This is a genomic window from Aeromonas sobria (assembly GCF_050266975.1).
Classification (GTDB): domain Bacteria; phylum Pseudomonadota; class Gammaproteobacteria; order Enterobacterales; family Aeromonadaceae; genus Aeromonas; species Aeromonas sobria_B.
On sequence record NZ_JBKISU010000013.1, the window covers coordinates 39,168 to 58,995 of the forward strand.

Annotated in this window: 18 protein-coding genes and 1 pseudogene; 10 read left to right on the plus strand and 9 right to left on the minus strand. The window is 62.0% G+C overall.

The window, feature by feature from the left end; translation table 11 throughout:
- Positions 1-516 precede the first annotated feature (516 nt).
- The 3 genes from ACLHZ1_RS09305 (at position 517) to ACLHZ1_RS09315 (ending at position 3,734) form a co-directional block, all read left to right on the plus strand.
- Positions 517-1,419 carry a lysine exporter LysO family protein gene (locus ACLHZ1_RS09305; RefSeq protein WP_427261850.1) on the plus strand — a complete coding sequence of 301 codons (903 nt, stop codon included), beginning with the start codon at positions 517-519 and terminating at the stop codon, positions 1,417-1,419.
- Between the two features lie 121 nt (positions 1,420-1,540).
- A complete protein-coding gene (locus ACLHZ1_RS09310; RefSeq protein WP_427261851.1) occupies positions 1,541-2,146 on the plus strand; it encodes an ACP phosphodiesterase in 606 nt (201 codons plus the stop codon).
- 253 nt (positions 2,147-2,399) lie between these two features.
- Complete coding sequence (locus ACLHZ1_RS09315) at positions 2,400-3,734, plus strand: amidohydrolase family protein (RefSeq protein ID WP_427261852.1); 1,335 nt, start codon at positions 2,400-2,402, stop codon at positions 3,732-3,734.
- Positions 3,735-3,799: 65 nt separating this feature from the next.
- Here ACLHZ1_RS09315 and ACLHZ1_RS09320 read toward each other — a convergent pair whose 3' ends face one another.
- Positions 3,800-4,180, minus strand: coding sequence for a DUF2069 domain-containing protein (locus tag ACLHZ1_RS09320; protein ID WP_041996473.1), 381 nt, complete (start codon positions 4,178-4,180; stop codon positions 3,800-3,802).
- Complete coding sequence (gene arsC / locus ACLHZ1_RS09325) at positions 4,177-4,527, minus strand: arsenate reductase (glutaredoxin) (RefSeq protein ID WP_427261853.1); 351 nt, start codon at positions 4,525-4,527, stop codon at positions 4,177-4,179. Before arsC ends, ACLHZ1_RS09320 begins: the two co-directional genes overlap by 4 nt.
- Before the next feature lie 174 nt (positions 4,528-4,701).
- Between arsC and ACLHZ1_RS09330 the strand changes: the two genes are divergently transcribed.
- Complete coding sequence (locus ACLHZ1_RS09330) at positions 4,702-5,148, plus strand: TlpA family protein disulfide reductase (RefSeq protein ID WP_427261854.1); 447 nt, start codon at positions 4,702-4,704, stop codon at positions 5,146-5,148.
- Positions 5,149-5,214: 66 nt separating this feature from the next.
- On the opposite strand, the gene ACLHZ1_RS09335 is transcribed toward ACLHZ1_RS09330, so the two are convergent.
- On the minus strand, positions 5,215-6,669 hold the full coding sequence (locus ACLHZ1_RS09335) for a M48 family metalloprotease (protein WP_427261855.1): 1,455 nt from the start codon (positions 6,667-6,669) through the stop codon (positions 5,215-5,217).
- A gap of 119 nt (positions 6,670-6,788) precedes the next feature.
- Between ACLHZ1_RS09335 and ACLHZ1_RS09340 the strand changes: the two genes are divergently transcribed.
- The 3 genes from ACLHZ1_RS09340 to ACLHZ1_RS09350 all read left to right on the plus strand — a co-directional run bounded on the left by ACLHZ1_RS09340 (position 6,789) and on the right by ACLHZ1_RS09350 (position 9,058).
- On the plus strand, positions 6,789-7,022 hold the full coding sequence (locus tag ACLHZ1_RS09340; RefSeq protein WP_427261856.1) for a sulfurtransferase TusA family protein: 234 nt from the start codon (positions 6,789-6,791) through the stop codon (positions 7,020-7,022).
- Positions 7,023-7,031: 9 nt separating this feature from the next.
- Entirely contained in the window at positions 7,032-8,102 is a 1,071-nt protein-coding gene (locus ACLHZ1_RS09345) for an AI-2E family transporter (protein WP_427261857.1), read from the plus strand.
- A 146-nt stretch (positions 8,103-8,248) separates the two neighbouring features.
- Entirely contained in the window at positions 8,249-9,058 is an 810-nt protein-coding gene (locus ACLHZ1_RS09350) for a MipA/OmpV family protein (RefSeq protein WP_427261858.1), read from the plus strand.
- 83 nt (positions 9,059-9,141) lie between these two features.
- Here ACLHZ1_RS09350 and ACLHZ1_RS09355 read toward each other — a convergent pair whose 3' ends face one another.
- A complete protein-coding gene (locus ACLHZ1_RS09355; RefSeq protein WP_427261859.1) occupies positions 9,142-9,942 on the minus strand; it encodes an alpha/beta fold hydrolase in 801 nt (266 codons plus the stop codon).
- Positions 9,943-10,080: 138 nt separating this feature from the next.
- On the opposite strand from ACLHZ1_RS09355, the pseudogene ppk2 reads away from it, so the two are divergent.
- Positions 10,081-10,884 (plus strand): annotated as a pseudogene (gene ppk2 / locus ACLHZ1_RS09360) (polyphosphate kinase 2); the annotation flags it as partial.
- Between the two features lie 223 nt (positions 10,885-11,107).
- On the opposite strand, the gene ACLHZ1_RS09365 reads toward ppk2, so the two are convergent.
- The 5 genes from ACLHZ1_RS09365 to yejK all read right to left on the minus strand — a co-directional run bounded on the left by ACLHZ1_RS09365 (position 11,108) and on the right by yejK (position 17,579).
- Positions 11,108-12,244 (minus strand): ABC transporter ATP-binding protein, encoded by a 1,137-nt coding sequence (locus ACLHZ1_RS09365; RefSeq protein WP_427261860.1) that lies wholly within the window; start codon positions 12,242-12,244, stop codon positions 11,108-11,110.
- Positions 12,245-12,330: 86 nt separating this feature from the next.
- Positions 12,331-13,221, minus strand: a complete 891-nt coding sequence (gene malG / locus ACLHZ1_RS09370; RefSeq protein WP_427261861.1) for a maltose ABC transporter permease MalG — start codon at positions 13,219-13,221, stop codon at positions 12,331-12,333.
- 10 nt (positions 13,222-13,231) lie between these two features.
- Entirely contained in the window at positions 13,232-14,884 is a 1,653-nt protein-coding gene (malF, locus tag ACLHZ1_RS09375) for a maltose ABC transporter permease MalF (RefSeq protein ID WP_427261862.1), read from the minus strand.
- Between the two features lie 66 nt (positions 14,885-14,950).
- Entirely contained in the window at positions 14,951-16,132 is a 1,182-nt protein-coding gene (gene malE, locus ACLHZ1_RS09380) for a maltose/maltodextrin ABC transporter substrate-binding protein MalE (protein ID WP_427261863.1), read from the minus strand.
- A 397-nt stretch (positions 16,133-16,529) separates the two neighbouring features.
- On the minus strand, positions 16,530-17,579 hold the full coding sequence (gene yejK / locus ACLHZ1_RS09385) for a nucleoid-associated protein YejK (RefSeq protein WP_427261864.1): 1,050 nt from the start codon (positions 17,577-17,579) through the stop codon (positions 16,530-16,532).
- Between the two features lie 73 nt (positions 17,580-17,652).
- On the opposite strand from yejK, the gene ACLHZ1_RS09390 reads away from it, so the two are divergent.
- Both ACLHZ1_RS09390 and ACLHZ1_RS09395 read left to right on the plus strand, forming a co-directional pair.
- On the plus strand, positions 17,653-17,880 hold the full coding sequence (locus ACLHZ1_RS09390) for a DUF1414 domain-containing protein (protein WP_408796910.1): 228 nt from the start codon (positions 17,653-17,655) through the stop codon (positions 17,878-17,880).
- A gap of 43 nt (positions 17,881-17,923) precedes the next feature.
- Positions 17,924-19,774: a DUF3413 domain-containing protein gene (locus ACLHZ1_RS09395; RefSeq protein WP_427261865.1), complete on the plus strand. Its 1,851-nt coding sequence runs from the start codon at positions 17,924-17,926 to the stop codon at positions 19,772-19,774.
- Positions 19,775-19,828 lie beyond the last annotated feature (54 nt).

The window sequence follows — 19,828 nt, forward strand, 5'->3', positions numbered from 1 at the left end:
TGTCCCTAGACGCCGCTACGGCGTGATCCCACCATCGTCCATTTAACAAAACGTTAACCGATGGCAACCTTCAGCGAAAATATCATTCAGGTAGTCAAAAAACAATACAGAACCGAGGTATTTGGTGTTTTATCTGTATTTTTATTGGCCTCATCGGTATTTTTCAGCACTTTGTCTGCATAAAATCCATTTTCAGTCGGTTCTCGGATACCGCACTTTTATACCTGCAACGCCCTACTGGCAAGAATATTCCACTATCCACACCAGATGTCACCCAAAACGACTTTATTCATCCTCCTCTGGTGAAGCCATCGCACAATTATATGAGGATGGAATTGATTTTACTGGTGATGATCCCCCGTTTCACGCAGCCAGTCCATTTCGTCAGTCATCGAAAAAACATAACAATGTGATAAAAAAGCCCCGTCTGGGGCATTCAAATACACGGATATGTGACACAGATGCAACAAGTCGTGATAAGGTGCCGTTTTTCCCAGTTTTGTGACCGAGGCCCCAATGTTGCTGAATGTGTTGCTGATCCTGTTACCCTTGGCCATCGGCTATCTTGTTCCCCTCTCCAGTCAGCGGCTCATCAAGCTGGTCAATCAGTCGCTGGGCAAGATGGTCTATCTCATCCTGTTCCTGATGGGGCTGGGGCTCGCCTACGTGGAGAACCTCGGCAGTAACCTGGCGGTGATCTTCAAGGTGGCCGGGGTGATGCTCGCCGCCATCACCGCCTGCAACCTGCTGGCGCTCTGGTGGCTAGACAGGCGTAGTCCGCCCACCCATGAGGCGAGCGACGGCAAGATGCTGAGCAAGCTGCACCTCTTGTGGGAGTCTCTCCAGCTCTGCTTCGTGGTGCTCGGCGGCGTGCTGCTGGGGCTGCTGGTGGACTTGCGCACCCTGCCCATCGACAAGTGGAGCGAGTGGGCGCTGATGTTGCTGCTGCTGCTCATCGGCATCCAGATGCGCAACTCCGGCATGCGCCTGCGCCAGATCCTGCTCAACCCCTGGGGCATGAAGATAGCGGCCGTGGTCATCCTCACCAGCTGGTTTGGCAGTCTGCTGGCCTCACAGCTGTTGGGCATGCCCTTTGCCCACGGGCTGGCCATGAGCTCCAGCTTCGGCTGGTATTCGCTCTCCGGCATCCTGGTGGCCGACAAGCTGGGGCCAGTGCTGGGCTCGGCGGCCTTCCTCAACGATCTGGGCCGTGAACTCATCGCCATCCTCATCATTCCCATGCTGATGCGCCACCACCCCTCGGCGGCGGTGGGATACGGCGGCGCCACCGCCCTGGACTTCACCCTGCCGGTGATCCAGCGCGCCGGGGGCATCACCATGGTGCCCATCGCCATCGTCTCCGGCTTTATCCTGAGCCTGCTGGGCCCCATCCTGATCCTCGCCTTCCTGGCCATCTGAGCCGTCCCCACCGGGCCGGGCCCTGTGCCCGGCCCCGCTCCGTCCGCCGTCATAGGCAAGGGGCGCCAGATCCGCTAGGCTCACCAGCAGTCACCCCAGCCAAGGTCCCTCCCGCTTCCCCATGAATTTTCTGGCACACCTCCATCTGGCGGCCCATACCCGAAGTTCCCTCACCGGCAATCTGCTGGGGGATTTTATCAAGGGCCCCTTGCCCACTGGCCTTGCGGCCCATTTCGATGAGGGGATCTGGCTGCACCGCAAGATAGACGCTTTCACCGACGCCCACCCGGAGCACAGGGCGGCGGTCGCCCGCTTCGCGCTCCCCTGGCGCCGCTTTGGCGGCATCCTGGTGGACATGCTCTACGACCACTGGCTCTGTGGCCACTGGCCGCAATTTTGCCCGGATCCCCTGCCCCGCTTCCTGCATACCAGCTATGCGCAGCTGCTGGCGGATCACCATGCCTTGCCGGATGGACTGCCGCTGCCCCTCAAGCGGATGGCGGAGCAGGACTGGATCGCCTCCTACCGACAGCGGGAGGGGCTGGATCTGGCCCTCGATGGCATCGGCCGCCGCCTGCGCCGCCCACTCCCCCTGGGTCAGGCCCTCGCCACCCTGGACGAGGAGGCCTGGCACGCCAGCGAGCAGGGTTTCCTGCGCTTCTATCCCCAACTGATGGGCCACAGCGCGCGCCAGCTCGCCCACTATCGCGCCACCTGGCGACCATGATCGCCGCCAGGGCGACCCCTCCAGACCGGTTGTCACAGGGCCGATGACGGCGCACCAGCCATGGGGCTCGTTTGGGTGACTTGTGAAGCGGAAACGCCCGACAACCCGGAGGGGTGAGAGGGGTGCCCGCAGAATGGAGGCTGTTCTGGAACCCAAAAAAAGAGGAAACTGCTGTTTCGTTCAGTCTGGATTCAGGCCGATAGCGCGGGGCTAGACTAGAATCCCTTCCCTCAAGACCCAAGGAGATCTCTTCATGTCATTGCGATTGCTCTGTAGCGCCCTGTGCGGCGCCCTGCTGGCGGGTGGTTCGGCTCATGCCGCCGAGCCGACCAAGTCCGCCATTTTGTTTGAAAACGTTCGCATCTTCGATGGCAAGGGGAGTACCCTCAGCGCCCCCTCCTCGGTGCTGGTGGAAGGCAACCTGATCAGCAAGATCAGTCAGGGCGACATCAAGGTAGAAGGGGAGGTGCTGCGCATCGACGGCCAGGGCAAGACCCTGATGCCGGGTCTCATCGACGCCCATACCCACCTGATGTTCGCCACCCTGCCACAAATCGCCGTGCTGACCAATGACATCACCTTCACCACGGTGGCGGCGACCAAGGCCGCCAACGACATGCTGCTGCGCGGCTTCACCAGCGCCCGTGACCTTGGCGGTCCCGTGTACGGCCTCAAGAAAGGGATCGACATGGGCCTGACCAATGGCCCGCGCATCTGGCCGGCCGGCGCCATGATCTCCCAGTCAGGTGGCCATGGTGACTTCCGCCTGCCCAACGAGCTGCCGGCCCTGGCGGGGCTGTACTCCTTCAGCGAGAAGGCCAATGCGGCCATGGTCGCCGACAGCCCGGATGCGGTGCGTCAGCGTGCCCGGGAGCAGCTGGCGCTGGGCGCCTCCCAGATCAAGGTGATGGCAGGTGGTGGCGTCGCCTCCAACTATGATCCCATCGACGTGGCCCAGTACTCGGTGCCGGAGATCCGCGCCGCCGTGGAGGCCGCCGACAACTGGGGCACCTATGTGACCGTGCACGCCTATACCCCGAAGGCGGTGCGCCAGGCCATCGAGGCCGGCGTCAAGTGCATCGACCACGGTCAGATGCTCGACGAGGACACCGCCAAGCTGATGGCCGAGAAGAAGGTCTGGTGGAGCCTGCAGCCCTTCACCGACGATCGCAAGTCCCCCTTCCCGGAGGGCTCGGCCAACCGTCTGAAGCAGCTTGAGATGTACAAGGGCACGGACCACGCCTATGCCATGGCCAAGAAGTACGGCATCAAGACCGCCTTTGGTACCGATGCCCTGTTCAGCGCCCAGGCAGCCGCCGATCAGGGCACCATGCTGGCCAAGATGGGCACCTGGTACACCCCGGCCGAGGTACTGAAGATGGCGACCCATGACAACGCCGAACTGCTGGCCCTCTCGGGTCTGCGCAGCCCCTACCCGGGCAAGCTGGGAGTGGTGGAAGCGGGGGCGCTGGCCGACCTGTTGCTGGTCAATGGCGACCCGCTCAAGGAGCTCGCCCTGGTGGCCGATCCGGCCAACAACTTCAAGGTGATCATGAAAGACGGCAAGATCTACAAGAACACGCTCTGATCCTGTCGGATGGTAAAAAGGCCCCTTATGGGGCCTTTTTTATGCGTTTGGCTTAAGGGGCTGACTCAGGCCTGCTCTTTCTTCTTGCGAATGCTCAGGCCCAGCTCGCGGCCCCGCAGGCGGGCATAATAGATGGTGCCGACGAAGGCGAGGATGGTGAACACCAGCTCCACCACCGCCAGCCAGCGCTCCCCTTCATCCGTGGTGATGAGCGTCAGGGCATGGAGGAAGTAGGGCATCAGCACGAAGTTGCCCCAGGCGTGGGTGTAGGGGTTGCCCTGGAGTATGCCCTTGAGGGGGAACAACAGGGGCACGGTCCAGATCACCGGCAGCAGCCAGGGGTTGAGATCCGGGTGGGGAGAGAGCCAGACGTGCCAGATGATGACCCAGGCCAGCAGGCCGAGGAAGCCGACCAGGGTCAGCAGACGGGCGGCAAAGGTGGTCACTTGAGGATCTCCAGCACCTGCTCGGGGGGACGACCGATGCGGGCCTGCCCCTTGCAGATGACGATGGGACGCTCGATGAGCTTGGGATGCTGGTGCATGGCGCGAATGAGTGCATCGCCGCTCGCCTCCCCCAGCCCCAACTCCTTGTAGAGATCTTCCTTGGTGCGCATCAGCTGGCGGGGATCGGCAAAGCCCAGCTGGGTCAGCAGGGTGCGGATGGTCGCCTCGCTCGGGGCCTGCTCCAGATAGAGCACCACCTCGGGCTGGATGCCGTGCAGCTCGAGCAGGGCCAGGGTCTCACGGCTCTTGGAGCAACGTGGATTGTGGTAAATTTGGGTCTCGCTCATGATAACTCCCTGATTTATCGCATGAGAGGGAAAGAAACGGCGCTATTGTATGGCAAAGCCGGGGGGCCGTCTCCCATTGATGAAATGAAACCGGACCGTTATCAACTTGTGCCAGGACAGCCCCCTCACGGGCGCGGGTCCGTCACGACGTCAACCGCACACGAGGAGGGAAGGATGCCGAGAACCATCTGGATGCTGGCCCTGGTCTGTCTGCTGGCCGCCTGCCGCCCCCCGGCCGAGCTGAGCAATGCCAGGGGCGAGGCGGTCAGCCTGAGCCAGTTTGCGGGCAAGCCGCTCCTGGTCAACTACTTCGCCCAGTGGTGCGCCCCCTGCCTGCGGGAGATGCCCCTGCTCAACGCCCTGCACGCCGAGGGGCGGGTGCAGGTGCTGGCCCTGAGCTTCGATGCCATGACCCCGGCCGAGCTCGGCGAGCTCGCCCGCCGCCACGACATCCGGGTGCCCATCATGCAGCGCAATGATGGCGGCGCCCCCCTGCCCTTCCCGCGCCCGGGCCAGCTGCCCACCAGCTACCTGCTCGATGGCGATGGCAAGCTGGTGCAGACCCTGGTGGGGGAGCTCGATGAGGCGCGGCTCGCGGCCCTGATGCTTCCTCGGCCATGAGGGAGCGCTCAGACAACAAAAAGGGCGCAGTGGTCACCCACTGCGCCCTTTCCCACGGCCAGCCCCTTACCGCTTGAGGCTCTCCAGGGCCTTCTTTTCCCGTTCCAGCTCGGTGATCCTCGCCTCGATGCGTGCCAGGCTCAGCTTGTTGCTGGTATTGCCGCGGGCCACGATCAGCTCGTCGATGGCGGCCTGGTAGTCCCCCCGCAGGGAGAGGGTCTCGGCCCGCGCCATGTGCAGCTCCTCCAGCCGGCCCGCCTTGCGATAGGCATCCGCCAGCAGGCCCCAGGTCAGGCTGCTCTCCTCATGCTCCCGGGCGTAGGGGTCCAGGATGGCGATGGCCTTGGCGGCATTGCCGCTCTCCAGGTAGGCGTTGCCCAGGTTGATGACCACCACCTCGTTGTCGGGCATCCGGCGCCTGAACTGCTCGAGGCGGGCGATGGCCTGGCTGCCGCGCCCCTTGGCGAGATCGATGTCAGTCTGGCCATCCAGGATGAAGAGATCCTCGGGGTGGCGGCTGGCCAGCTCCTTGATGATGAGATCGGCCTCATCGATGCGCTTGAGCTGGAGCAGCACCAGGGCCTTGCCATAGAGGGCGGCATCCTTTTGCGGGTAATCCCCCTTGGCGATGCGCTGCTCGAAGAAGGTGAGCAGGGCGGCCTGGCGCTCAGTGCCGAAGCGGGTCTGGATCCGCACCTTGGCGAACCAGAAGTCCAGGCTGGGGGCCAGGTTGCGCGTGCCATAGCTGGCGGCCCGGGCGCGGGCCTCGGCGATACGGGTCTCCGGCAGGGGGTGGGTCAGCAGCATCTCGGGGGGCTTGCTGGCATAGCGGTACTCCGCCGCCAGCTTCTGGAAGAAGGTCGCCATGCCGCTGGGGTCGAAACCGGCGTCATACAGCGTCTTCATGCCGATGCGGTCCGCCTCGTACTCGTTGTCCCGGGTGTAGTTGATGGCCGACTGCATGGAGAGGCCAAGGGTGGTCTGCAGGGCGGCGATGCCGGCGGTGGGGTTGATCACCGCCAGGGCGATGGAGCCCACCAGACCGGCCAGGGTCATGGCGGTGCTGCTCGCCTGGGACTCGAGATAGCGGGCGATGTGGCGCTGGGTCACGTGGGTGATTTCATGGGCCAGCACGGAGGCAAGTTCGCTCTCGCTGTCGGCGTAGAGGAACAGACCAGTGTGTATCTTGACCCGGCCGCCGAGGAAGGCCGCCGCGTTGATGCTGGGATCGTTGACCAGGAAGAAGGTGAACGGGAAGCGCACCCCGTCGGCGTTGGTGAGCAGTCGCTGACCCAGGTCGTCAATGTACTGGTTGAGCACGGGGTCGTCGATAACGGGCAGACCGGCGCGGGCGAAACGCATGAAGGCATTGCCGTAGCGCACCTCCTGCTCGATGGGCAGGGCCGCGACGCCGGCGGTGCCGATGTCGGGCAGCTGGTTGTTGCCCTGGGCGGTGAAGCTGGCGCTCATCAGGGAGAACAACAGGGGAATGCTTGCCGTCAGGGGGGAAAAACGTGCCACGTTATCGCTATCTCCAAATAGGGTCTTCGGCAGGATACCCTCGCCCCCGGCGCCCCACAAGCGTTGTTTCAGGCCCCCATCGCGGCCATAATAACGGCGTCTCACCCGCTGGAGCCGTTATGGAGCATCTGGATCTGACCCCCTATCGCTGTCCCGAGCCGCTCATCATGGTCAAACTCTGGCTGCGTCAGGCCAGACCGGGCCAAATCCTGGCCATCAGCCTAGCCGATCCCGGCTCGCGACGGGACATTCCGGCCTATCTGACGCGCCAGGGCCATACCGTGGTGCTGTGTCGGCAGACCCCTGCGCACTTGCAGCTGCAATTGACGGTCGGGGAGCCACCCTGTTGTTGAGGAGTACCCATGTTTGAAGTCCTGAAGCGCTGGTATCAGACCCGATTCTCCGATCCCAACGCCGTCACCCTGTTCCTGCTGCTGCTGTTCTGCTTTGCGACCCTCTGGCTGTTTGGCGACATCCTGGCGCCCCTGCTGGTGGCCGTGGTGATGGCCTATCTGCTGGAGTGGCCGGTGAGCCGCTTGCAGCGACTGGGCCTGGGCCGCACCCCGGCCACCGCCCTGGTGCTGCTGCTGTTTCTGGTGCTCGCCGTGCTGGCCCTGCTCGGCCTGGTGCCGACCCTGTTCAGTCAGGGGATCAATCTGGCCAAGGAGTCCCCCGCCATGCTGGCCCATGCCCAGGACGCGGTGCGCACCCTGCCAGAGAAGTACCCAGAGCTCATCGACATCAGCCTGGTGGAGACGCTGATCGACAACATACGCCAGCGCATCCTGAGCGGTGGCGAGAAGCTGGTGACCGCCTCCCTGAGCTCCCTCATCAACCTGGTCGCCCTGCTCATCTACCTGATCCTGGTGCCGCTGATGGTCTTTTTCATGCTCAAGGACAAGGGCGTGCTGCTGGGGGGGCTGCGCCGCTTCCTGCCCCGCAACCGCACCCTGGTCAACAGGGTCTGGGTGGAGATGAACGATCAGATCATCAACTATATCCGGGGCAAGGTGATCGAGATCCTCATCGTCGGCATCGCCACCTATCTCCCCTTCGCCCTGATGGGGCTGCGTTACTCCGCCCTGCTGGCGGTGGCGGTCGGCCTCTCGGTGCTCATCCCCTACATAGGCGCGGCCGTGGTGACGGTGCCGGTGGCCATGGTGGCCCTGTTCCAGTGGGGACTCACCCCCGAGTTTGCCTGGCTGATGGTCGCCTACCTGGTGATCCAGGCCCTCGACGGCAACCTGCTGGTGCCCCTGCTCTTCTCGGAGGCGGTCAACCTGCACCCCGTGGTGATCATCATCGCCGTGTTGGTGTTTGGCGGCCTGTGGGGCTTTTGGGGCGTCTTCTTCGCCATTCCCCTGGCCACCCTGGTCAAGGCGGTGATCAATGCCTGGCCCAAGCGGGACGAAGAGATCCAGCCTGCGGGCTGAGATCCTGGGGTCTGTGCCCATTCCCTGACGATGGCGCCCTGGTGCCTGGACTTGAAGGGATCGCCAAAACAGGCTTCACTGGCAGCATCCACCCGGGCTCGGTCTGACCGAGCCCCCCTTGTCCATGGATCACAAGGAATTTCTCCATGCCCTCTGTCCGCACGCGGCGCCCCACCTCCCTTGTCAGCCTGTTGGCCCTGCTGCTGGCCACCCCCGCACTGGCCGATATCGACCTGGGGGCCCTCAGCGTCTTCGCCAGCGACAGCCCGGCCAGCCCCATCCCAAAGGGACTGGTGCTGGGCGGCGCCTTCATCGCCGGCCAGGCGCGCTATCAGCACCAGGATGACACCTTGCTGCCCATCCCGGGGGCCCTCTATTTTGGTGACAACCTGATGTATCTGGGGGACAGGGCCCGCTATTACCTCTCCCGGGACGGCGATCTGTCCACCTATGGCTTCGGCCGCGTGCGCTTTGGCAACCTGGATCCGGATGATGACCCCTTCTTCGATGGCATCCACAAACGCAAAGGCCAGCTGGAGGCCGGATTCGGTGCCGATCTCGTCACCCCCTATGCCCTGCTGACCTTGAGAGCCACCAGCGATGTCACGGGCAACAGCAAGGGCCAGGAGGTGATGGCCTGGGCCAACTTCCCCATAGTGCGCGGCAGGCTGCTGCTCATGCCGGGGGCCGGCCTGATGCTGCGCAGTCACAATCTGGCCAACTACTATTTCGGCGGTGTCTCGGACGATGAGGTGGCGCCGGATCGGGAGCAGTGGAACACAGGGACCACCCTCTCCCCCATGGCCTCCATCATCGGCAGTTACCGTTTCAGCCCCAACTGGATCGGCGGCTTTGGCATCAACTACGAACGCTATGATGACGACGTGGCCGACAGCCCCCTGGTGCAACATGGCGGCGAGCTCTATGCCGGGGTCGGGCTGGGCTATATCTGGTAAGCCCGCACCAGCCGGCGCTTGGCAACGACAACAGGCCCGCATGATGCGGGCCTGTTGTCGTGTCGGGCCAGGTTAACGCCTGTTCACAGCACGGCGAGGAAGGCCTCGAGCGCCGCCGTGACCGCCTCCGGCCGCTCCAGGCTCGCCAGATGACCGGCCCCGGGGATCTCCCTGAGGGGGCAACCCAGCTCCTCGGCCATCAGATAGCCCTCCAGCACCGGGTGCATCCCGTCCTCGCACCCCATGATGATCAGGCTCGGCTGGGAGAGATACTGCAGCCATTCGATGCGATCCTCTCGCCCCACCCAGTGACGCCCCAGTCGCACCAGGGAGTCGATGCGATCCACCGGCCACTGGTCGAGCCGCGTCATCATGGCCTGCTGCAACAGGGGGGCCGGTTGATGGGCCAGATAGCGGCCGGTCCATTCGGCGGCGATGGCGCTCGGCACTCGCCGCGCCGCGGCCATCTCATCGAACCAGCCCTGGTAGCGGGTCCCGCTCACCTGAGGCTCCCAGCCGACGAAGCAGTTGAGCAGCACCAGGCCCCGCAGCCGCGCCGGCGCCAGCTTCGCCAACTCGACGCCCCAGCAGCCCCCCAGCCCCTGGCCCACCAGCACGAACTCCTCTATGCCCAGCCTGTCCATCAGCGCCAGCATCTGGCCGGCCAGGTCGGTCAGGTTGCCATTGGCGGCGGGCAGGGGGCCAGACTGGCCATGCCCCCACAGCTCCGGCACGATGCAGCGATAGCGCCCCTTGAGCGCCTCCAGCTGGGGACGCCACACCTCGGCATCCATCAGATAACCATGGCCAAACAGGATGGCCGGTCCTCGTCCCTCATCCAGATAGGCGAGCGGGCTGGCGTCAATTTCCACAAACTGTCTCATGATGTCCTCGAACAAGCGGATCTGGCGTGGCCACCGTCATGGCGCCGCGCCCCTGATGTGGAGCCAAGTTTACCATATGGCCCTGGCACAGGGTGGCCGAGTGGGGCAAGCTGGCAAGAGGTCAACGAGGAGAGACACATGAGCAAGGACAAGGGACACAGGCTGGGCAAGCAGGCCTACGAGGAGGCGCTGCTGCCCCTGCAGGCCGAACTGGTCAAGTTGCAGGAGTGGGTCAAGCAGGAGGGGCTCAAGGTGGTGGTGCTGTTCGAGGGGCGGGATGCCGCCGGCAAGGGGGGCGTCATCAAGGCGATCACCGAGCCCCTCAACCCGCGGGTGGTCAGGGTCACCGCCCTGCCCGCCCCCTCGGACCGGGAGCGCACCCAGTGGTACTTCCAGCGCTACGCCGCCCACCTGCCCGCCGCCGGCGAGATGGTGCTGTTCGATCGCTCCTGGTACAACCGGGCCGGGGTCGAGCGGGTCATGGGATTTTGCAGCGATGACGAGTATCGCGAGTTTCTGCGGGCCTGTCCCGAGTTCGAGCGCATGCTGACCCGCGCCGGCATCACCCTGCTCAAGTACTGGTTCTCGGTATCGGATGAAGAGCAGGAGAAGCGCTTCCTCGACCGGATCAACACCCCCATCAAACGCTGGAAGTTCAGCCCCATGGATCTGGAGTCCCGCTCGCGCTGGGCCGAATACTCCCGGGCCAAGGACGACATGTTCATCTACACGGATACCACGGACAGCCCCTGGTTCGTGGTCGAGGCCGACGACAAGCGCAGCGCCCGCATCAACTGCATCAGCCATCTGCTCGGCCAGATCCCCTATCAGGCCATCGAGTACGCCCCCGTCACCCTGCCCCCCATCGACAACCAGGGCTATGAGCGCCCCGCCCTCGCCATGCAGACCCTGGTGCCGGATGTCGCCAGGCGCCTGCGCAGCAGAAAGGCCAGCCAGGACCCTGAGTCCCAAGGCAGGCAGAGCGGGGAGCGCAAGACGAGAGTCGCCAGCGGCAAGGGCGGCGCGGGCAAGGGCAAAGCCTAGCCAGGGCCATCACTGGCGCAGGGCCCTGGCGACCCCCTCTCCCTGGCCTCGCCGCCAATAAAAAGCCGGCCCAGGGGGCCGGCAAAAGGCATTGAATGACAATCAACAAGGCACGGCGTGATCAGCCGCGAATGTACTTGGCGGTACGGGGGAATGCCTGCTCCTTGGCATCGAACAGGTAGCAGGCCTCGGCCGGGATGCCGACGCTGTATGCTTGACCCGCCTCCACATCGATATCCGCATTGGCCTTGACGGTGAAGTCCTGGCCCTCGACCTCCATGTAGACGAAGGATTCGGCCCCCAGGTGTTCGGCCACCTGCACCTGACCCGTCACCTTGCTGTGGGCATGGGGATGATCCAGGGTCACCAGATGTTCGGGGCGCACCCCCAGCTCCACCTTGTCGCCGACCGCGCCGCGCCGGGCATCGACCCGGGCGCGTACCCGATCTCCGGACGCCAGGGTGATCAGGCACTCCTGCTCACCTATCTCCGCCAGCTCGCCGGAGAGGAAGTTCATCTTGGGGGAGCCGATGAAACCGGCCACGAACTTGTTGTCCGGGTTGTGGTAGAGGTCGAGCGGGGCGCCAAACTGCTCCAGGTTGCTGGTCGCCTCTCCCTTGAGGGGGCTCAGCACCACTATCTTGTCCGCCAGGGTCATCGCCTCTATCTGATCGTGGGTCACGTAGATGATGGTGGAGTTGAGCTCCTTGTGCAGCTTGGCGATCTCAATGCGCATCTTGACCCGCAGGGCGGCGTCCAGGTTGGACAGGGGTTCATCGAACAGGAACACCTGGGGCTGCTGGACTATGCTGCGGCCGATGGCCACCCGCTGGCGCTGGCCGCCGGAGAGGGCCTTGGGCTTGCGCTCGAGCAGGGGCTCGAGGCCGAGGATCTCGGCGGCGCGCATCACCCGCTTGTGGATGTCGTCTTTGCCCATCTTCTTGAGCTTGAGACCAAAGGCCATGTTCTCGTAGATGTTCATGTGGGGATAGAGGGCGTAGGACTGGAACACCATGCCGACGTTGCGCTCCACCGGCGGCACGTCGTTCATGTAGCGGCCGCCTATGGTCAGCTCGCCGCTGGTGATGTCTTCCAGACCCGCGATCATCCGCAGCAGGGTGGACTTGCCACAGCCGGACGGGCCGACGAAGACGATGAACTCCCCTTCCTTGATGGAGAGGTTGATGTTGCGCAGCGTGTCCTTGTGAACCGCCGGATCGTAATTCTTGCGAACGTTGTTGAGTACTACTTCAGCCATGACGAGCTCCGCTCTTGAATCTTTGCAAATCGTGACGGCGGGGGGAGTCGGCTCCCCCGGCCATAAACCTTAACCTTTGACGCCATTTAACCTTTCACACCGCCAGCGGTCAGACCGCCGACCAGCCAGCGCTGAGCCAGCAGGAACACCAGGGTGATGGGCAGACCGGACAGCACGGCGGCCGCGGCAAAGTCACCCCACAGGTAGTTCTGGGGATAGAGGTATTGCTGGGCCCCGACCGCCAGGGTCAGATTGTCCACATCCTGCAGCAGGATGGAGGCCATGGGCACCTCTGTGATGGCGCCGATGAAGGAGAGGATGAAGACCACCGCCAGGATGGGCACCGACAGGGGCAGCAGGATCAACCTGAATGCCTGCCACGGGGTGGCGCCATCGATGGCCGCCGCCTCTTCCAGGGAAGAGTCGATGGTCTCGAAGTAGCCCTTGATGGTCCACACGTGCAGCGCTATGCCCCCCATGTAGGCCAGGATCAGGCCACCGTGGGTGTTGAGGCCAAGCCAGGGAATGTACTCCCCTATCTTGTTGAACAGCGCATAGATGGCCACCAGGGCCAGCACGGCCGGGAACATCTGGAAGATCAGCATGCCTTTCAGGATGGTTTGCTTGCCACGAAAGCGCAGGCGAGCGAAGGCGTAGGCACAGGTGGTGGAGAGTACCACTATCATCAGCGCCGTGACCCCGGCCACCTTGATGGAGTTCCACAGCCAGGTCAGCACCGGGAACGGTGGCGGCGTGACGCTGCCATCGGCGTTGGTGATGGTCATGCCGAGCGCCAGCTTCCAGTGATCCAGGGTCGGATTGGTGGGGATGATCTCCCCCACCGAGAAGTTGCCGTTACGAAACGAGATGGCGATAACCATGATCAACGGGAAGATGATCAACGCCAGGAAGCACCACATCACCAGGTGGGTGGCCCACACCCGGTATTTGACAGACTTGGGTTGTACGATAGCCATTGACCGCCCCTTACAGTTGATCAGCTTTGGAAAGCTTGAGGTTGAGCAGTGCCAGGGCCCCGACAATCAGGAAGATGGCGGTGGCGATGGCGCTGGCCAGACCGTAGTCCTGGCCACCTGAACCCTGGAACGCGATCCGGTAGGTGTAGCTCACCAGCAGATCCGTGGTCCCGGCCGGGGTACTGGCCCCTATGATGTCCGGCGCCCCGTTGGTCAACAACTGGATAAGCACGAAGTTGTTGAAGTTGAAGGCAAAGGATGCAATCAACAGCGGTGTGAGCGGCTTCATCAGCAGCGGCACCGTGATCTTGAAGAAGTTCTGGACCGGGCCGGCGCCGTCCATGGCGGACGCCTCATAGAGATCGTCCGGGATGGCCTTGAGCAGCCCCATGCAGAGGATCATCATGTAGGGGTAGCCGAGCCAGGTGTTGACGATGAGGATCATCACCTTGGCCAGGAAGGGGTTGGTGTACCAGTCCGGCTTGATGCCGAACGCCGCTTCCAGGAAGAGGTTGATCTCACCGAAGTTCTGGTTGAACAGGCCCTTGAACACCAGGATGGAGATAAAGGCCGGGATGGCGTAGGGCAGGATCAGCATGACCCGGTAGAAGCCCCGCCCCCTGAGCTGCTCCCACTGTACCAGGCAGGCGACGACCATGCCGATGGCCAGGGTAAACAGCACGGAACAGGTGGAGAAGACGACGGTCCAGACGAAGATCTGGAAGAAGGGCCCCTGGATACCCGGATCGGTGAGGATGCGGGTGAAGTTCTTCCAACCGACGGCCACCACGAAGCCCGGAGCCACGCTCTTGCCGACAAACTGACCCTGCTCGTCGATGTACTGGTAAAAACCGGTCTCGGGATTGGGCATCATCAGCTCGTTGCGCTGGTTGTCCCGCAGCAGGTTGCTCTCCTTGATCATCACCCCGGATTTCAGCACCACACCGTCCGTCAGCTGGGTGTAGAGCGGTTTTTGCGCCGCAAACTTGCGCAGGCTGCTCATGGTGAGCTGGACGCCCCCCTCGGGCAGCACCAGATCCAGCTCGGAGAGGTGGGTGCGGTGGGCGATGATCTCGCGAATGGGGGCAGGCTGGAAGGCCGGCTCTCCCTCGAGGGGCACCAGGGTGACCTGCTGATCGGTATCGATCACATTCGCCTGACGCTCGGCCTGGATGCGATTCTGGTTGTCCATCAGCGCCAGGGAGGGGCTGACGAAGCTGCGACCATCCTGGGTGAGCAGCAGTTGATACTGGTTGTTCTCCCCCTTGAGCAGGGTGAAATCAAACTCGCCGCCGGCGACCTTGTAGCTCTTCTTGAGATGGTAATTACGCGCCTGCTCGACCGAGAGCAGGTTCGCGCCTGAATAGTTGGTAAACGCTATGCCTATGGTGTAGGCCAGCGGGAAGATGATGAAGACCACCATGCCTGCCACACCGGGAAAGATGTAGCGATGGGCATAGGTCTTCTTGTTCATGAATACATAGAGGCCAACGGAGACCACCAGCAGATCGAGCAGGGCAAACACCCATTCGCCGCTGGCATACATCATCACGGCCGCATAGCCGTTGAGCACGGCAATCAGCGCCGCCATGGTCCACTTAAGCCAGGTGTGCTTGTTATCGGGACCGGCATTGGATTCTATAGAAGAAGGTACTACTTCCATGCCATTCAACCTTATTACGCCAAGGGGAGGAGAGAGGGGAGGCCCGAGGGCCTCCCTGGTACATGCTTACTGAACGATACGCTTGGCAGCGGTATCCAGGGCTTCATCAACGCCCTGACGACCTGAGGTGACGTTCTTGAGGGCTGTTTCAAAGGAAGACCAGAAACGGCTCATCTCGGGCACGGACGGCATCGGTTCGCCATTTTGCGCGTTCATCATGGTCGCCTTGATGTTGGCATCGGATTCCAGGGTCTTCTGGAAGGACTTGAGTGCCACGGCGCCCAGGGGCTTGTCCGCATTCACCGCACCCAGACCCTTGTCGGTCAGCAGGTAGTTTTCCAGGAATTCGATGGCCAGATCCTTGTTCGGGCTGGCGGCGTTGATGGTGGCACCCAGCACGCCGACGAAGGCCTTGGCCGGCTTGCCATTCAGGGTCGGCAGCGGGGCGACGCCATACTTGATGCCGCTCTTGTCCAGGTTGCTCCAGGCCCAGGGGCCGTTGATCATCATGGCCACTTCACCCTTGTTGAACTTGGCATCCATGACGCCGTAGTCGATGCCCTTCTCCAGGTGACCGGACTTGATCATGTCGGCGATGTAGCCCACGCCCGCCTTGGCACCCGCGTTGTTGACGCCAGTGTCTTTCACGTCATAACCGGTGGCGGTCTTCTTGAAGGCGTAGCCGCCGTTGGCAGCCACCAGCGGATAGCTGAAATAGGGGGTGTCATAGGCCCACATGATGGCGCGCTTGCCGTCTTTCTTCAGGGCTTCGTCGATCTTGGCGATCTCTTCGAAGGTCTTGGGCGGCTCGGGCAGCAGGTCTTTGTTGTAGATCAGGCTCACGGCTTCGACGGCAACCGGGTAACCGTAGGTCTTGCCATCGACGGACATGGCATCCCAGGCGAACTGTTCGAATTTGGCCTTCTCGTCGGCATTGGGGGTGACGGGCACCAGCAGGCCGGACTTGACCCACTCACCGTAACGGTCATGGGCCCAGAAGAAGATGTCCGGACCGTTGCCGGTGGCGGCCGCTTGCTGGAATTTCACTTCGACCTGGTCCGGGTGAGCCACGGTCACCTTGATGCCGGTCTCGGCTTCAAATTTCTTGCCTACTTCGGCCAGGCCGTTATAGCCCTTGTCGCCGTTGATCCAGATGGTCAGCTGGCCTTCATCGATGGCTGCGGTAGCAGAGCAAGCCACACCCAGGGTAGCCAAACCGATCAGAGAAGAGAGTAATGTCTTTTTCATGAGCCTTGTCCTTGTTGTTGTACCGTGCTGCAAGAGCATTGTGTGCGGAATTAATATTATCCCAAAGCTCAATTGCCTCACATGACGCAACTCGCATTTTTGAAATGCAATTACGTATTTCTTTCCAAAAAGTTCTGAAAACATTTTCTTGTTTCAGGTAGTTACCGCATTTTATGGCCATATTCGCTTACCAATAAGGTAAACCAGTTACCTTACTGAAACAAAATTACATAATTGAAAGGGTTTTCATTGGGATGAAAACCCTTTCAACGCTACTTCCCTGTTTAATTTGCTAACTAAAGCACCTACCCGGTTTCTTGCCGTCTCCCCAGGCAAAATAAAAAGGCACCCGGGCCAAGCCGGGTGCCTTTTTGGCAAAAATCAGGGGCGGATCACATTACGAGGAGCGGGTGAGCTGATCCTTGAGGTTGGGCGGCACCCCCCTGATGGTCAGGGTATCGGTCTGGGGATCGTAGAAGACCCGGCTGTTCAATAGCTTCTGCTCGAAGCTCAGGGTCAGGCCGCCGCCGGAGCCGACAAACTTGGTGAGGCCACGCAGGGTGGAGCGGTCCGCCGGGAAGCGATCCTCCAGTTCATACTCCTTGCCGATGAAGCTGTAGAAATCGAGATCATTGTCCCCCGGTAATTCGGCGGACAATTCGCGAATTTCTATCTCCTCGCCGGCGCTGGCCTGCTCGCTGCAATATTTGAAGACCTGCTTCTTGTAATCATTGCGCTCGGCCGCCTCCAGCTGCTGGCTGTCGCAATAATCGTCCACCGCCTGCAGCAGGCCTTTATTTTGCAGCTTGGCATCCATGCCTTCCCGGGCCCCCAATACATCGAGGAAGAAATCTCCGAGCTTGCGTCCGACCCGCCCCTTGCTGAAGGTGATATAACGGCGAGAGTCGGGCTGGGTTTGCCATTCGGTCAAATCGATGCGGGCCACCAGATTAAGCTTGCCGATGTCGAGATATTGAATATGGCTGAGCTCGAGCGCCTCGCTCACGGTCACGCTCTCCTTGCCCTCCAGCAGGGCAATCATCAGGTAATCGACCCCGACGTAGTTGTATTTGGCAAACAGCAATACCCCTTGCTCGTCGAGGGCATGCTCCACCAGATTCTTCACCAGCAGCTGGGTCATGTTGACCGAGAATGGAACGAACTCCATCTGCTCGCCGAGCAGTTGCTCGAGGGCGATGCGAAAGGCGGGTGAGGGTTGCTTGGGCGCCTCCTCACCGTCCGCCAGCTCGGCAACGGCCGCCTCTGGATCGGCAAAGAAACCGAACCCCTTGCCACCCTTGCCGTTGTAGATGCGATGCAGCTCTGCCATCAGCCCCTGCACCGCCTCGTCGGGGACCAGCGTCTGGCTGCGGGTGTCGGCGTGGGGTTGACCATCGCCCGCCTGGCGCAGGGAGTGAAGAATGATCTTGTCGATATCGAGACTCATGTCACAAAGCCATAGTGTTAGCCGAAAGGGTGAAGTATTATAAGGCGCTTTGAACCGAGATGAACCCAAGATTATGCCCATCGTATCAAAGTACAATAACGCGCAATTTGACGCCCTGATGAACGACCTGATCACCGCCCTGGAAAAGCACAAGGCGCCGGTGGATCTCAGTCTGATGGTGCTCGGCAACCTGACCACCAACATCATCAATGGCATGGCCCCGGCCCAGCGTCAGGCAATCACCGAAAAGTTCATCCAGGCGCTCACCGCCTCGGTGGATCATCGCCACGATGCCCATTGAGTTTCTTCGCATTCTTTGATGTTTTTCAAGTAGATGGATCACTATGGTCGAAACCGGCAACCCCTATCGTGATAACGTTTCTCGCCTGATCACCTGGGGGCATTGGTTCTCCTTCTTCAACATCATACTGGCCATGCTGATCGCCACCCGTTATCTGGGCGCCATCGGCTGGCCATCGACCACCCTCGGGGTCGTCTACCTCATCATCAGCTGGATTGGTCACTTCTCCTTCCTGAGTTTCGTCACCTATCTGCTGACCATCTTCCCCTTGAGCTTCGTGCTGCCCAGGGAGAAGCTGCTGCGCTTCGTCTCCGCCGTGGTGGCCACCCTGGCCCTGGTGCTGCTGCTCATCGACACCCAGGTGTTCCGGCTGTTCAAGTTCCACTTGAACGGCCAGGTGTGGCAACTGCTGCTGGAACAGGCACAGACCGAAGAGGGCTCTATCTGGAGCATCATCTTCGTCGCCGTGCCCACTATCTTCCTGCTGCAACTGCTGCTGTCGGCCTATGTGTGGCGCAAGATCAACAAGCGCAAACGCCGTCAGTACGGCAACCATGTGGGGCTGGCCCTGCTCGCCTGCTTCATCCTCACCCATGTGGTCAACAGCTGGGCCGACGCCACCCTGTATCAGCCCATCACCATGCAGAAGGCGAACTTCCCCCTCTCCTACCCCATGACGGCCAAGAGCTTCCTGGCCAAGCATGGCTGGCTGGATCTGGATCAGTACGAGAAGAAGGCCGAATCCCAGGACGGCGATGGTGACAGCCGCTTGCGCTACCCGCTGCGCCCCCTGAGCGTCAGCGCCCCCACCACCCATCAGAATCTGCTGATCGTGGTGGTGGACTCCCTGCGCTATGACATGCTCAACAACATCAACATGCCCAATCTGCAACGTTATGCGGATCAGCACCTCAATTTCCGCCATCACCTGAGCGGCGGCAACGACGATGTGATGGGCATGTTCAGCCTCTTCTATGGGCTGCCCGGCCACTACTACAACGACATTCGCCTGGACAAGACCCCACCTGTGCTGCTGGACGAGATGCTGCGTCAGGATTACGAATTCGGCCTGTTTGGCTCCCTTGATGAGGCCGAGAAGTACCGCCAGAGCATACTCGCCGGGCTGCGCAAACAGGTGTTCGTGTCACGGCAGCAAGATGACGGCAAACTGGTGGCAGACTGGCAGCAGTGGCTGGCCCAGCGCCCGAGCGACAGGCCCTGGTTCTCCCTGGTCTATCTGTCGGGCCCGGGGGATTATCAGGTGCCTGCCGGCGTCAAGGGCCCCTTCCAGCCCGAACTGACCCGGTTCAACCCGGCCACCGCCTATCGCCCGGAGAACCGCCAGAAGCTGGAGAACCGCTACAAGAACGCCGTCTTCTATGCCGACCAGCAGATCGAGCAGATGCTGAACCAGCTGCAACAGCAGGGCCTCGGCGATGAGACCATAGTGGTCGTCACCGCCAACCACGGCCAGGAGTTCAACGACACTGAGCGCAACAGCTGGGGCTCGGGCACCAACTACTCCCGCTACCAGGTGCAGGTGCCCCTGGTGCTGGCCTGGCCCGGCAAGGCCGCCGCCACCATAGCGGAAGGGACCAGCCACATGGATCTGGTGCCGACCCTGATGCCCAATATGCTGGGGGTGCGCAACCCTGAACGGGACTACAGCAGCGGTCGCACCCTGTTCGAGCCGGGCCAGCGCAACTGGCTGCTGGCGGGCAACCAGCAGGATTTTGCCATCTATCAGGGCAAGACCATCACAGAGTTCAACCGCCAGGGTGACTTCGAGCTGCGCGACTGGGACAGCTATCGCCACATCCAGCACGCCACCCCGGACATGGGGGCCATGATCCAGGTGATGAACGAGCTCAACCGCTTCTATCGCGCCCCCTAGCTCGGCCGACCAGTCCCATCAGCCCGCCCTCTCGGCGGGCTTTTTATTGCCACG

What these genes read in the sequence shown, in the direction of transcription:
- ACLHZ1_RS09305 (WP_427261850.1), top strand. Translation starts at nt 517, where the DNA reads ATGTTGCTGAATGTGTTGCTGATCCTGTTACCCTTGGCCATCGGCTAT.
- ACLHZ1_RS09310 (WP_427261851.1), top strand. Translation starts at nt 1,541, where the DNA reads ATGAATTTTCTGGCACACCTCCATCTGGCGGCCCATACCCGAAGTTCC.
- ACLHZ1_RS09315 (WP_427261852.1), top strand. Translation starts at nt 2,400, where the DNA reads ATGTCATTGCGATTGCTCTGTAGCGCCCTGTGCGGCGCCCTGCTGGCG.
- arsC (WP_427261853.1), bottom strand. Translation starts at nt 4,527, where the DNA reads ATGAGCGAGACCCAAATTTACCACAATCCACGTTGCTCCAAGAGCCGT.
- ACLHZ1_RS09330 (WP_427261854.1), top strand. Translation starts at nt 4,702, where the DNA reads ATGCCGAGAACCATCTGGATGCTGGCCCTGGTCTGTCTGCTGGCCGCC.
- ACLHZ1_RS09340 (WP_427261856.1), top strand. Translation starts at nt 6,789, where the DNA reads ATGGAGCATCTGGATCTGACCCCCTATCGCTGTCCCGAGCCGCTCATC.
- ACLHZ1_RS09345 (WP_427261857.1), top strand. Translation starts at nt 7,032, where the DNA reads ATGTTTGAAGTCCTGAAGCGCTGGTATCAGACCCGATTCTCCGATCCC.
- ACLHZ1_RS09350 (WP_427261858.1), top strand. Translation starts at nt 8,249, where the DNA reads ATGCCCTCTGTCCGCACGCGGCGCCCCACCTCCCTTGTCAGCCTGTTG.
- ACLHZ1_RS09355 (WP_427261859.1), bottom strand. Translation starts at nt 9,942, where the DNA reads ATGAGACAGTTTGTGGAAATTGACGCCAGCCCGCTCGCCTATCTGGAT.
- ACLHZ1_RS09365 (WP_427261860.1), bottom strand. Translation starts at nt 12,244, where the DNA reads ATGGCTGAAGTAGTACTCAACAACGTTCGCAAGAATTACGATCCGGCG.
- malG (WP_427261861.1), bottom strand. Translation starts at nt 13,221, where the DNA reads ATGGCTATCGTACAACCCAAGTCTGTCAAATACCGGGTGTGGGCCACC.
- malF (WP_427261862.1), bottom strand. Translation starts at nt 14,884, where the DNA reads ATGGAAGTAGTACCTTCTTCTATAGAATCCAATGCCGGTCCCGATAAC.
- malE (WP_427261863.1), bottom strand. Translation starts at nt 16,132, where the DNA reads ATGAAAAAGACATTACTCTCTTCTCTGATCGGTTTGGCTACCCTGGGT.
- yejK (WP_427261864.1), bottom strand. Translation starts at nt 17,579, where the DNA reads ATGAGTCTCGATATCGACAAGATCATTCTTCACTCCCTGCGCCAGGCG.
- ACLHZ1_RS09390 (WP_408796910.1), top strand. Translation starts at nt 17,653, where the DNA reads ATGCCCATCGTATCAAAGTACAATAACGCGCAATTTGACGCCCTGATG.
- ACLHZ1_RS09395 (WP_427261865.1), top strand. Translation starts at nt 17,924, where the DNA reads ATGGTCGAAACCGGCAACCCCTATCGTGATAACGTTTCTCGCCTGATC.